We start from the raw sequence: 13,032 nt of genomic DNA on the forward strand, positions 1-13,032 counted from the left end.
GCCCTTTTCGGAATTAATGCAGTTTACGCGTAACCGTAGCTCATCAGACGCTGGTAACGACGGTTTTTCAGATCGTCTTTGCTTAACACGTCGAGATCGGCGAGATCGGCCAGCAGCTGTGCTTTCAGGGACGCAGCCATCACTTCCGGATTGCGGTGTGCGCCGCCTAACGGTTCCGGAATGATAGAGTCGATAAGCTTCAGCTCTTTCAGACGCGGGGCCACAATTCCCATCGCTTCTGCGGCCAGCGGCGCTTTGTCGGCGCTTTTCCACAGAATTGAAGCACAACCTTCCGGGGAGATAACGGAATAGGTGCTGTATTGCAGCATATTCACTTTATCGCCTACACCGATCGCCAGCGCGCCACCGGAACCACCTTCACCGATAACGGTGCAGATTACCGGTACGCTCAGACGCGACATTTCACGCAGGTTGCGTGCGATCGCTTCTGACTGACCACGCTCTTCCGCGCCCACGCCCGGGTAAGCCCCTGGGGTGTCGATAAAGGTAATGATCGGCATGTTGAAACGCTCGGCCATTTCCATCAGACGCAGCGCTTTGCGATAGCCTTCCGGCGCTGGCATGCCGAAATTACGGCGAATCTTTTCTTTGGTCTCACGGCCTTTCTGATGACCAATGATCATCACCGGACGGCCATCCAGACGCGCGATACCGCCGACAATAGCTTTATCATCCGCATAGGCACGATCGCCCGCCAGCTCATCAAATTCATCAAACGCCAGGCGGACATAATCCAGGGTGTACGGACGCTGTGGATGGCGCGCCAGTTGGGCTACCTGCCATGCGCCAAGATCGGCGAAGATTTTACGCGTCAGTTCTACGCTTTTTTCACGCAGGCGATGCACTTCTTCATCGATGTTAATATCCAGTTTCTCATCCTGACGGCTAACCGCAGTCAAAGAATCGATTTTTGCTTCCAGCTCTGCAATCGGCTGTTCAAAATCAAGGAAATTCAGACTCATAGTATTCCTGTATTAGTCAAACTCCAGTTCCACCTGCTCCGAACCAATAAGGCCACGGAGATCGTTTAGCAAACGATCGCTCGGAGAGACACGCCACGTCGCGCCAAAACGCAACCGCGCACGTGCATCCGCCCTCTGATAGTAGAGATGTACTGGAATTGTCCCCGAGCGGTGGGGTTCCAGAGACTGACGGAGTCGGTTTAAAAGCTGGTCATCAATTTGCCTGTCCGTCAGCGAGATAGCAAGCCCGCGAGCATATTTTTCCCGGGCTTCGTCAATATCCATGACTTCACGGGCCATCATTTTAAGCCCGCCGCTGAAGTCATCAAAGCTGACCTGTCCGCTGACGATAAGTATGCGGTCTTTTTCCAGCAATTGCTGGTATTTATCCAGAGCATCGGTAAACAACATAACTTCCAGACGTCCGGAACGGTCATCCAGTGTACAGATGCCGATACGATTGCCGCGCTTGGTGACCATTACCCGCGCAGCAATGACGAGCCCCGCAGCCGTGGTGACTTTACCACGTTCTGTCGGATGCATGTCTTTCAGCCTGTAGCCTCCGACATAGCGCTCAATTTCTTTTAAATACTGGTTGATGGGGTGTCCCGTCAGGTAAAGCCCCAACGTTTCACGCTCACCATCTAATACCACCTGCTCCGGCCACGGTTGGCAACTGGCATAGGATTGTTCAATTTGCTCCGGTTCTTCCGCCAGCACGCCAAACATATCGGCCTGACCGATGGCTTCGGCTTTTGCATGCTGATCGGCGGCTTTTAGCGCATCGTTGAGCGAATTCATCAACGCCGCCCGATGCGGGCCAAGGCGATCAAACGCCCCGGACATGATTAGCTTTTCCAGCACCCGGCGGTTAAGTTTTTTGATATCCGTGCGCGCACAGAGATCAAACAGCTCACGGAAGTAACCGCCTTCGTTACGCGCCTCAATAATAGCTTCAATTGGTCCTTCACCCACGCCTTTTATCGCGCCGATGCCATAAACAATCTCGCCATCATCATTCACGTGAAAATGGTAAAGCCCGGAGTTGATATCCGGCGGCAGGATTTTGAGCCCCATACGCCAGCATTCATCTACCAGCCCGACCACTTTTTCAGTGTTATCCATATCGGCGGTCATTACCGCCGCCATAAACTCAGCAGGATAATGCGCCTTCAGCCACAGCGTCTGGTAAGAGACGAGCGCATAGGCTGCGGAGTGCGATTTGTTAAATCCGTAACCGGCGAATTTCTCCACCAGGTCAAAGATTTTCATCGCCAGTTCGCCGTCTACGCCGCGCTTTTTCGCCCCTTCTTCAAAGGTGCCGCGCTGCTTAGCCATCTCTTCCGGCTTTTTCTTACCCATCGCACGACGCAGCATATCCGCGCCGCCAAGGGTGTACCCGGACAACTCCTGGGCAATCTGCATAACCTGTTCCTGATACAGGATAATGCCGTAGGTCGGCTCCAGTACCGGTTTCAGACACTCATGCTGCCATTGTACGTCCGGGTAGGAAATCTCTTCGCGACCATGCTTACGGTCGATAAAGTTATCTACCATCCCCGACTGTAGCGGACCTGGGCGGAACAGAGCCACCAGTGCGATCATGTCTTCGAAGCAGTCAGGCTGCAGACGTTTGATCAGGTCTTTCATACCGCGGGATTCAAGCTGGAAGACCGCCGTGGTCTCCGAGCGTTGCAGCATATCGAAGCTTTTCTTGTCATCCAGCGGGATAGCCGCAATATCCAGCGGTGGCTCACCGTTCTTTTCACGGCGCGCGTTGATCATTTCCAGCGCCCAGTTGATGATGGTGAGCGTACGCAGGCCGAGGAAGTCGAACTTCACAAGACCGGCATATTCCACGTCGTTCTTATCAAACTGAGTAACCGGGTGCAGCCCCTGCTCATCGCAGTACAGCGGCGCAAAATCAGTAATTTTTGTCGGTGCGATAACCACACCACCGGCGTGCTTACCAGCGTTACGCGTGACGCCTTCAAGCTTACGCGCCATATCGATCAGCGCTTTAACCTCTTCATCTGCCTCATAGATTTCCGGCAGTTGGGGTTCGGCTTCAAAGGCTTTTGCCAGCGTCATGCCCGGATCGGGCGGCACCAGTTTCGAAATACGGTCAACGAAACCGTACGGATGTCCCAGCACGCGGCCCACGTCGCGGATAACCGCTTTTGCAGCCATCGTACCAAAGGTAATAATCTGCGAAACCGCATCACGACCGTACATTTCCGCCACGTGCTCGATAACCTGGTCGCGTTTCTCCATACAGAAGTCAACGTCGAAGTCGGGCATTGAGACACGTTCCGGGTTAAGGAAACGTTCGAACAGCAGGTCAAATTCCAGCGGATCGAGATCGGTAATTTTCAGCGCATAGGCGACAAGTGAGCCAGCGCCGGAACCACGTCCCGGGCCTACCGGTACGCCGTTATCTTTCGACCACTGGATAAATTCCATAACGATCAGGAAGTAGCCAGGGAATCCCATCTGGTTGATAACTTTAAGTTCAACTTCCAGACGTTCATCGTAAGGCGGGCGCTTTTGCGCACGAACTTCAGGGTCAGGGAACAAAAATTCGAGACGTTCTTCCAGCCCTTCGCGTGATTTCGCCACGAGGAAATCCTCGGTGGTCATATCGCCGGTCGGGAACTGCGGCAGGAAGTATTCGCCCAGACGCACCGTCACGTTGCAGCGTTTGGCTATCTCGACGGTGTTTTGCAGTGCTTCCGGAATATCGGAGAACAGCTCGCACATCTCATCTTCGCTGCGCATGTACTGCTGCGGCGAATAGTTACGCGGGCGTTTCGGGTCATCAAGGGTGAACCCGTCGTGGATTGCTACGCGGATTTCATGCGCGTCGAAATCTCCGGTTTCCAGGAAGCGGACATCGTTAGTCGCCACCACCGGTAGACCACGCGTTTCGGCCAGTGCTACGGCTGCATGCAGATAATTTTCTTCATCTTGCCTGCCGGTGCGAATCAGTTCGAGGAAATAGCAATTGGGAAAATGTTCTTCGTAAAACGCCACGCACTCGTCAACCAGTGCGCTATTGCCGCGCAGCAGGCTGCGTCCGACATCGCCCATGCGACCGCCGGAGAGCAAAATCAAACCTTCTTTTAGCTCAACCAACCAGTCCCGGTCGATAACCGGTCCTTCTGCGCCATAGCCGCGCTGATAGGCTTTCGAAATCAACAACGTCAGGTTCTGATAGCCGGTATTATTTGCGGCCAGCACGGTGAGCTGCGTGAGTTCATCGCCCAACAGCTCACTGCGGACATGAAAATCTGCGCCAACTATCGGCTTAATACCCGCACCGTGACCCGCTCCGTAAAACTTCACCAGACCACACAGGTTGGTAAAATCGGTGATCGCCAGCGCAGGCATGCCTAACGCGGCCGCCTTTTTCACCAGCGGTCCGGTTTTCGCCAGCCCATCGATCATGGAGTAGTCGCTGTGCACCCGTAGGTGGACGAAACGTGGTTCAGACATCTTCAGATTCCTTCGACACAAGAATCAGGACGAGAGTCCCAGTGCGCGTTTGACGGGGCCAAAGCTGCGGCGATGGTGCTCAGTCGCACCATGCAGTGCCAATTTTTCCAGATGAAATGCGGTTGGATAGCCTTTGTGCTGTGCAAAACCATATTGTGGAAAAACCGTATCCAGCGCCGCCATTTCAGCGTCACGGGTCACTTTTGCCAGAATCGATGCGGCGCTAATCTCCGCCACGCGGCTATCACCTTTGACCACCGCCATCGACGGTACCGGTAATGCCGGGCAACGATTGCCGTCAATCAGCACGTATTCAGGCGCAATATGCAGACCCGCAACCGCACGCTGCATGGCCAGCATGGTGGCATGCAAAATGTTCAGCTCGTCGATTTCATGCGGTTCCGCCCGACCCAGGCTCCAGCTTAACGCTTTTTCTTTAATTTCATCAAACAGCGCCAGGCGACGTTTTTCTGACAGTTTTTTTGAGTCGTTAAGACCGATAATAGGGCGAGCCGGATCCAGAATGACGGCAGCAGTGACGACTGCGCCAACCAAAGGGCCGCGCCCGACTTCATCCACACCCGCCACTAAATGCGTATGCGGATACACAAATTCAATCATTGCGCTAACTCCAGGACCGCATCCGCCGCCTGCTCATCAGCATTGCAACGGATCTGCTGGTGCAGTTCACGGAATGTGTCGTGCATCGCATGGCTGGTTTTACCATTTGCCAGCAACGGCAACAGCGCTTGCGACAGCGCCTGCGGTTCACACTCTTCCTGCAACAGCTCTTTAACCAGTTCTCTTCCCGCCAGCAGGTTAGGTAGCGAAACGTAATCCGTTTTCACCAGGCGCTTCGCCAGCCAAAAGGTGAAGGGTTTCATACGGTAGCCAACCACCATCGGGCATTTTGCCAGCATACACTCCAGCGCGGCGGTACCTGAAGCCAGCAGTGCGGCATCGCTGGCCACCATTGCTTCACGTCCCATACCATTGAGCAGATGTACAGAAAGCTCCGGTGCAACTTCCGCTTTAATGCGTTCAAACTGCTCGCGACGTTTGGCATTCACCAACGGCACCACCACTTCGAGATCCGGATAATGCTGGCGTAATAGCTGCGCCGTTTTCAGAAAATCGGCGCTGAGCATCTCCACTTCTGCACCGCGGCTTCCTGGCAGTAGCGCCAGGCAGTGAGCGTCATGAGGAATGCCCAGAACATCACGTGCCGCATTTTTATCCGGGTCCAACGGCATGGCATCCGCCATGGTATGACCGATAAAGCGGCACGGGACGTTAAATTTGTCATAAAACGCTTTTTCGAAAGGCAGAAAGGCCAGCACCATGTTGGTGGATCTGCCTATTTTGAAAACGCGTTTCTGTCGCCACGCCCAGACGGACGGACTGACATAATGAATGGTTTTAATGCCCTGTTTTTTCAAGTTCCCTTCGAGGGTAATATTGAAATCAGGCGCATCAATGCCGACGAAAACATCCGGCTTTAAGTCGGTGAATCGGCGAGTGAGGTCGGCACGAATATGCAGTAAACGGCGCAGGCGTCCGAGCACTTCAACAATGCCCATGACCGCCAGCTCTTCCATTTCGTACCAGGCTTCACAGCCTTCGGCCTGCATCAGCGGCCCCGCCACGCCAACAAAACGCGCATTGGGAACGCGAGCCTTGAGTGCACGAATTAACCCTGCACCAAGAATATCGCCGGAGGTTTCTCCGGCGACGAGGGCTATCGTTAAAGGACGCTGTTCAGTCATTAACGAATCAGGCCACGCGTTGAGCGCTCAAAGAAGTCGCTGAATGCCTGAACTTCGGGGTACTGTTTCGCCAGTTCCGCGATTTCTGGTTTCACTTCTTCCAGCGTTTTACCGCTACGGTACAACGCTTTGTAGGCGTTACGAATCGCGGTAATCGCTTCGCGGGTGAATCCACGACGCTTCAGACCTTCGATATTGACGCCAAACGGCGTCGCGTGGTTGCCCTGGGCGATAACGTACGGAGGCACGTCCTGGGCTACACCAGAACAGCCGCCAACCATCACATGTGCACCGATGATGCAGAACTGATGCACCGCAGTCATGCCGCCGATGATAACAAAATCATCAAGCGAAACATGTCCGGCAAGCGTGGCGTTATTCGCCAGAATACAGCGGTTGCCTACCGTACAATCATGCGCGACGTGCGCATTAATCATCAGTAAGTTATCGCTGCCCACCTTCGTCACTCCACCGCCCTGCACTGTGCCACGATGAATGGTGACGCTTTCGCGGATGCGGTTGCGATCGCCAATTTCCACACGGGTCGGTTCACCAGCATATTTAAGATCCTGGTTAACTTCACCGATGGAGGCAAACTGATAGATCTCGTTATCGCGACCAATTTTTGTATGGCCATTCACGACAACGTGAGACTTCAGTACGGTACCCTCACCAATTTCAACATGGGGTCCAACAATACAAAATGGGCCAATGTGGGCATTGGCACCAATGCTGGCGCCCTCTTCTACAATGGCGGTCGGGTGAATAAAGGCGGATTTATCAATCACGTATCAGGCCTCCCGGCTACGGGCACACATCATCGTTGCTTCGCACACAACTTTACCGTCGACCAGCGCAACCCCTTTAAAACGGGTCAGGCCACGGCGCGTTTTCTCGAAAGTCACTTCCATGATCATCTGATCGCCAGGCACGACAGGACGCTTAAAGCGTGCTTCATCAATACCCGCGAAATAATACAGTTCGCCTGGTTCCAGTTTTCCTACGCTTTTAAATGCGAGGATACCGGTAGCCTGTGCCATCGCTTCCAGAATCAATACGCCAGGGAAAATAGGTTTACCCGGGAAGTGGCCCTGAAAGAAAGGCTCGTTAACGGATACATTTTTCACTGCGCGCAGAAAACGACCTTCTTCAAAATCCAGCACGCGGTCAACCAGCAGAAACGGAAAACGGTGCGGCAGAAGTTCTAAAATCTCTTCAATATGCAGAGTATGAGTGTTAGTAGTCAAAATACTCTTCCTGTCAAAATATACTAAAAGGCAATAATAACACGGCCTGTCGCAATCGTATGAATGGGACAGGCCGAAAAGTCAGACATGCAAAAACGGTGCTTTAGTCTTGTTGATTAACCTTGCGCTCAATCGCTTTGAGGCGCTTGCTCATATCATCAATATTCATCACCAGTGCAGCTGTTTTACGCCATACCTTGTTGGGTTGTAGCGGAATGCCTGAGGAGTAGACGCCAGGTTCAGTGATAGGACGCATCACCATACCCATGCCAGTTACCGTAACTTTGTCGCATATTTCCATATGCCCATTGATCACGCTGGCACCGCCAATCATGCAATAACGGCCAATCTTCAGGCTACCCGCCATAATGACGCCACCGGCTACCGCCGTATTGTCGCCAATCACAACGTTATGCGCAATCTGGCACTGGTTATCAATGATAACACCATTACCGATCACAGTATCGTCCAGAGCACCACGGTCAATGGTGGTACAAGCCCCGATCTCGACGCGATCGCCGATAATCACGCGACCAAGCTGGGGGATCTTCACCCAGTTACCACGATCGTTCGCGTAACCAAATCCATCAGATCCAACGACAGTGCTGGACTGGATCAGACAATTTTCACCGATCTGGATGTCGTGGTAAATCGTCACATTCGCCCACAAGCGTGAACCTGCACCGATTTTGGTATTTTTTCCGACGAAGCAGCCTGCACCGATAACCACGTTATCGCCCAGTTCTACGCCAGACTCAATGACCGCATTTGCGCCCACAGAGACATTATTACCCAGCTTCGCCGTCGCATCGATCGCTGCACTGGGTGCAATGTTCTGTGCAGGCTGAGGCGTGGTATCTAAAATTTGCGCCATACGTGCATAGGTCAGGTAGGGATTCTTCACTACCAGCGCCGCACTCTTAGCAAAAGGAAGATCGTCCTGCGTCATCACAACGGCAGACGCCTGGCATACGCCTAAATGTTCACGGTATTTAGGATTCACCATGAACGTGATATTGCCAGTTTGCGCAGATTGCATGGACGCTACGCCGGTGATGACGATATCGCCATCACCGTGTAATTCTGCATCCAACTGCTCTGCTAAATCAGCCAGTCGAATTGAAGGCATTACTTATTTAACCTGTTTCAGTACGTCAGCGGTGATGTCTTTTACATCGCTGCTGTTGTATGCAACGGTGTTTGCGTCAACGACCAGATCAATGCTCTGGCTGTTAGCAACAGATTTCACCGCTGTCTGGATACGAGTAACCAGTTTGCCACGTTCTTCGTTGGAACGACGTGCACGATCCTGCTCGAAAGCCTGAGCTTTCTGAGAGAAAGTCTGGCGCTGAGCCATAACGTCTTTTTCCAGCTTGGTACGATCGCTACCCGCTTTCATTGATTGCAGACGCTGCATTTTAGATTGCAGATCGGATTCCATACGCTGCAGTTCGCTGGCACGGCCTTTGAACTCGTTTTCTAGAGTAGCAGAAACACCCGTCTTCTGTGCAACCTGTTGGAACAGGCTACCCATATTGACGATTGCAATTTTGTCAGCAGCCTGTGCGGACGTTGCCATCGCTAAACCGAGACCTGCAGCTAATAACCACTTTTTCACAATTAACTCCTTACCATCCCATTTGCACCCGAAGGTGCAGTTCTTTGCGTGGCCAGGCGATCCCATGCAAGATCGCCTAAAGTCATCGCTACACTACCACTACATTCCTTTGCGAAGAACAGTTACCAGGTTTTACCAATGTTAAACTGGAACTGTTCCGCTTTGTCTCCATCGTACTTCTTGAACGGCTGGGCGTAGGAGAAAACCAACGGCCCCAATGGGGACATCCATTGTAACGCGATACCCGCTGACATACGGATATTGCTCGGATCACTATAGTCCGGCACATCCGACGGCGCAGATGACGGATCCCAGTTCGTATCCCAAACGGTACCCATATCCCAGAAGAAGGAGGTACGGACCGAGTTAGCATACTTATCGCTGATGAACGGCGTCGGGGTAATAAATTCCAGGCTGGCGACAGCCATGGCGTTACCACCTACCGCATCATCTGATTTACAGCCTGAATCCTGAGTACATTCTTCGTTATCGCCGTCATTCCAGTCTGTGCTAGCACCCTTTTTATAGACCGCTTTCGGACCAATGGTGTTGGACTGGAAGCCACGCACGGTACTGGAACCACCGGCGTAGAAGTTCTCGTAGAACGGCATCTCTTTGCTGCCAATGCCATCCCCATAACCTACCTTGGTACGCCCCAGAACAACCCACTTGTGATCGTCATCGATCGGCACATAGGTCGCGGTATCCATCGACAGTTTGTAGTATTCGTTGTCTGAACCCGGAATGGTGACTTTACCGTTCAGGTTGACACGCGAGCCGTCTGTCGGGAAATAACCACGGTCTAACTTGTTGTATGTCCAACCGTAGTTAAAGGTGAAATCATCAGCGGCAAAACTGCTGGTATCAGCGGATTGTCCCATCGACTCAAGATAACGATCCATTGCGATCTGCGGCTGCATATTGGACAGTTTGTTATGTACATAACCCAGGCCCGCACGCAACGTGTTGTATTCGTTGACCGGGAAGCCCAGCGTCACGTCTGTACCATAACTTTTGTTGGTATAGTCGGACAGGTCTGCATCATCCGCTTCAAAGTCGTTATAGAAGACGCGGCCACCAAGGCTCACACCATCAACGGTGAAGTACGGGTTAGTGACAGACAACTCAGTATAGGTCTGGTAGTCGTTTTTGGTGCCGTTAATCCCGACAGAATAACCGGTACCTAACCAGTTATCTTGCTGAACGCCAGCCTGGAAACTCACGCCGCTCTCGGTACCGTAACCGACGCCGAAGTTAAAGCTACCGGTGTTACGCTCTTTGACCTTGTAGACTACATCAACCTGATCCGGACGGCCTGGAACACGCTGAGTATCGGTATCAACGGTTTCAAAGTAACCCAGACGGTTCAGACGCTCTTTACCCTGATCGACCAGATCGCTGCCCAACCATGCACCTTCCATCTGACGCATTTCGCGACGCAGAACGGAATCTTTAGAAGTGTCGTTACCTTCAAAACGGATCTTACGCACATAGAAACGGTTACCCGCATCCACGTTTACACGTAATTTAACGGTTTTGTCGGCGTCATTGATTTCAGGCTGCGACTGTACGCGCGGATAGGCATAGCCATAGCGACCCAGAAGCTTCTTGATATCATCTTCCATTTTGGTCACTTTGGTGCCGTTATAGAGTTCACCTGGCTCGATCTTCGTCAGGGTCTCAATTTCGGCGGAGTGCCCGGCCAGGTTACCGCTCACCTGAACCCCAGAAAGCTTGTACTGCTCGCCTTCAGTGATGTTAACGGTGATGTAGATGCCTTTTTTATCCGGCGTCAGGCTGACCTGAGTGGAATCAATGTTGAAACGAGCATAACCGCGATCCAGATAGTAGCTACGCAGGGTTTCAAGGTCGCCCGCCAGCTTCTGTTTCTGGTATTTACGATCGCCCACCACGTTCCACCACGGTACTTCGTCACGCAACTGGAAGTGAGAGATAAGTTCGTCAGTCGAGAAGGCATGGTTGCCGACGATATTGATCTGTTGGATCTTCGCCGAAACACCTTCCTGGAAGACCAGCTTGAGGTCAACGCGGTTACGCGGCAACGGCGTCACCACCGCTTTCACACTGGCGCTGTACTTACCGACGCTATAGTAGAAATCTTCCAGGCCCTTTTCGATATCGGCAAGCGTTGTGCGATCCAGAGACTCGCCAACACGCACGCCAGACGCCTCGAGGTTTTGCTTCAGCATGTCATCTTTCACCGATTTGTTACCGGAGAAAGTGATGCTGGCAATCGTCGGACGTTCTTTTACCTGAACCAGAAGGGTATCACCATCGCGCAGGACGCGGACATCCTCAAAGTTTCCGGTGGCGAACAGAGCACGAATGGTATTACTGATGTCTTCATCATTAACCGTGTCGCCTGTGCGCACCGGCATACTGAGGAGAGCCGCACCAACGGCGACTCGCTGTAGGCCTTCGAAATGAATGTCCTTCACTACGAACCCTTCAGCACCGTATACGGTGGCGCTGCTAAACAGCAGCGACGCTATGAGCAACTTTTTCATCGCCATCGTTATTATGCGTTCTTCCTAACACTCTCTTACAACCGAGAGAAATCATTGAAAAGTGCAAGCCCCATTAACAACACCAGCAAGATAGAGCCAATGCGATAACTAAAGTCTTGAACCCGCTCGGATACCGGACCGCCCTTCAGCTTTTCTATCGCCAGGAACAGCAGATGCCCCCCGTCAAGAACGGGCAACGGAAACAGGTTGATTATCCCTAAGTTCACGCTGATAAGCGCAAGGAACATCAGGTAATAAATAATCCCGAACTCCGCTGACATCCCAGCCCCCTGGGCGATAGAAATCGGCCCACTGAGGTTGTTCAGTTTTACATCACCGGTAATCAATTTTCCCAGCATACTGACCGTCAGCTTCATCAACTGCCACGTTTTATCCGAGGCTTCGAGGATGGCGCTGAATGGCCCATACTGGCGTACAGTCTTATACTCATCAGGCAGAGGAATAACTTTAGGCACCACGCCCGCAAACCCTTCTGCCTTACCGTTAACCTGTTTTGAATCTGGGGTTAACGTTAAAGACAAGGAACTTCCTTGTCTTTCAATATCTAGCGCTAACGGCGTATCCGGATTATCGCGCACCAGCGTCACGAACGTCATCCATTGCGTCAGCGACTGACCATTGACTTTAACGATCCTGTCGCCAGCTTGCAAACCTGCCTTACTTGCAGCGGAGTTAACCTGCACTTCTGACAGTACCGGTTCAATCTGCGGACCGCGCGGACGCATGCCCAAACTAGAGACAGGATCCTCTTTGTCTGGCTCAAATGCCCAATGGCGTAAATCCAGCGTTTTGTCCTGTCGCTGGTTACTGCCAAACTGCGCCACGCTGAGGGTCGTATGCTCATCGCCAATTTTGGATACCAGTTGCAATCGCACGGCATCCCAATCAGGGGTTTCGATGCCATCAACCGCTTTTAGTTCCGTACCCGGCTGAATTTGCGCCTGTGCAGCAATCGAGTTGGGTGTTATTTCACCAACAACCGGACGAACGCCAGGGACACCAATGATAAACACCAGCCAATAAGCAAAAATAGCAAAAAGGAAGTTTGCAATCGGACCCGCGGCGATAATAGCAGCACGTTGTCCAACCGTTTTATTGTTGAAGGCGTAATGGCGCAATTCCGGTGCGACCGGTCCAGCGCGCTCATCCAGCATTTTGACGTAACCGCCGAGGGGAATCATGGCGATGACGTATTCCGTACCTGACTTATCGGTACGCCGCCAAAGCGCTTTTCCAAAGCCAATGGAAAAGCGTTCGACGCGGACTCCGCAGCGCCGCGCAACCCAGAAATGACCAAATTCATGCACGGTGATAAGCACACCAAGTGCGATGATGAATGCAGCCAAATTCCAGAGAATACTCAGCATAAGACCA

10 protein-coding genes are annotated in these 13,032 nt (G+C 52.4%); all 10 read right to left on the reverse strand.

Going from position 1 to position 13,032, the window contains the following annotated elements; translation table 11 throughout:
• Positions 1-23 precede the first annotated feature (23 nt).
• The 10 genes from accA to rseP all read right to left on the reverse strand — a co-directional run bounded on the left by accA (position 24) and on the right by rseP (position 13,025).
• Positions 24-983 carry an acetyl-CoA carboxylase carboxyl transferase subunit alpha gene (gene accA, locus OGY08_RS08170; protein ID WP_003829164.1) on the reverse strand — a complete coding sequence of 320 codons (960 nt, stop codon included), beginning with the start codon at positions 981-983 and terminating at the stop codon, positions 24-26.
• Positions 984-995: 12 nt separating this feature from the next.
• Positions 996-4,478 carry a DNA polymerase III subunit alpha gene (dnaE, locus tag OGY08_RS08175; protein ID WP_008786271.1) on the reverse strand — a complete coding sequence of 1,161 codons (3,483 nt, stop codon included), beginning with the start codon at positions 4,476-4,478 and terminating at the stop codon, positions 996-998.
• Between the two features lie 24 nt (positions 4,479-4,502).
• Positions 4,503-5,099 carry a ribonuclease HII gene (gene rnhB / locus OGY08_RS08180; RefSeq protein ID WP_003018518.1) on the reverse strand — a complete coding sequence of 199 codons (597 nt, stop codon included), beginning with the start codon at positions 5,097-5,099 and terminating at the stop codon, positions 4,503-4,505.
• Positions 5,096-6,244, reverse strand: a complete 1,149-nt coding sequence (gene lpxB, locus OGY08_RS08185) for a lipid-A-disaccharide synthase (RefSeq protein ID WP_003829168.1) — start codon at positions 6,242-6,244, stop codon at positions 5,096-5,098. The genes rnhB and lpxB overlap by 4 nt, the downstream gene beginning before the upstream one ends.
• A complete protein-coding gene (gene lpxA, locus OGY08_RS08190) occupies positions 6,244-7,032 on the reverse strand; it encodes an acyl-ACP--UDP-N-acetylglucosamine O-acyltransferase (protein WP_003018525.1) in 789 nt (262 codons plus the stop codon). The genes lpxB and lpxA overlap by 1 nt, the downstream gene beginning before the upstream one ends.
• Positions 7,033-7,035: 3 nt before the next feature.
• Positions 7,036-7,491: a 3-hydroxyacyl-ACP dehydratase FabZ gene (gene fabZ, locus OGY08_RS08195; RefSeq protein WP_003018528.1), complete on the reverse strand. Its 456-nt coding sequence runs from the start codon at positions 7,489-7,491 to the stop codon at positions 7,036-7,038.
• Between the two features lie 103 nt (positions 7,492-7,594).
• Complete coding sequence (gene lpxD, locus OGY08_RS08200; protein WP_006686790.1) at positions 7,595-8,620, reverse strand: UDP-3-O-(3-hydroxymyristoyl)glucosamine N-acyltransferase; 1,026 nt, start codon at positions 8,618-8,620, stop codon at positions 7,595-7,597.
• A 3-nt stretch (positions 8,621-8,623) separates the two neighbouring features.
• Positions 8,624-9,109 carry a molecular chaperone Skp gene (skp, locus tag OGY08_RS08205; RefSeq protein ID WP_016151765.1) on the reverse strand — a complete coding sequence of 162 codons (486 nt, stop codon included), beginning with the start codon at positions 9,107-9,109 and terminating at the stop codon, positions 8,624-8,626.
• 122 nt (positions 9,110-9,231) lie between these two features.
• Positions 9,232-11,643, reverse strand: coding sequence for an outer membrane protein assembly factor BamA (gene bamA, locus OGY08_RS08210; protein WP_100271478.1), 2,412 nt, complete (start codon positions 11,641-11,643; stop codon positions 9,232-9,234).
• Positions 11,644-11,672: 29 nt separating this feature from the next.
• Positions 11,673-13,025: a sigma E protease regulator RseP gene (rseP, locus tag OGY08_RS08215; protein WP_125362710.1), complete on the reverse strand. Its 1,353-nt coding sequence runs from the start codon at positions 13,023-13,025 to the stop codon at positions 11,673-11,675.
• Positions 13,026-13,032: the final 7 nt, after the last annotated feature.

The organism is Citrobacter sp. Cpo069 (assembly GCF_030332785.1).
In the GTDB taxonomy this organism is placed as follows: domain Bacteria; phylum Pseudomonadota; class Gammaproteobacteria; order Enterobacterales; family Enterobacteriaceae; genus Citrobacter; species Citrobacter portucalensis.

Bases quoted from the DNA above. Each gene is read 5' to 3' on its own strand.
- dnaE (WP_008786271.1), bottom strand. From the start codon at position 4,478: ATGTCTGAACCACGTTTCGTCCACCTACGGGTGCACAGCGACTACTCC.
- rnhB (WP_003018518.1), bottom strand. From the start codon at position 5,099: ATGATTGAATTTGTGTATCCGCATACGCATTTAGTGGCGGGTGTGGAT.
- accA (WP_003829164.1), bottom strand. From the start codon at position 983: ATGAGTCTGAATTTCCTTGATTTTGAACAGCCGATTGCAGAGCTGGAA.
- rseP (WP_125362710.1), bottom strand. From the start codon at position 13,025: ATGCTGAGTATTCTCTGGAATTTGGCTGCATTCATCATCGCACTTGGT.
- lpxB (WP_003829168.1), bottom strand. From the start codon at position 6,244: ATGACTGAACAGCGTCCTTTAACGATAGCCCTCGTCGCCGGAGAAACC.
- bamA (WP_100271478.1), bottom strand. From the start codon at position 11,643: ATGGCGATGAAAAAGTTGCTCATAGCGTCGCTGCTGTTTAGCAGCGCC.
- lpxD (WP_006686790.1), bottom strand. From the start codon at position 8,620: ATGCCTTCAATTCGACTGGCTGATTTAGCAGAGCAGTTGGATGCAGAA.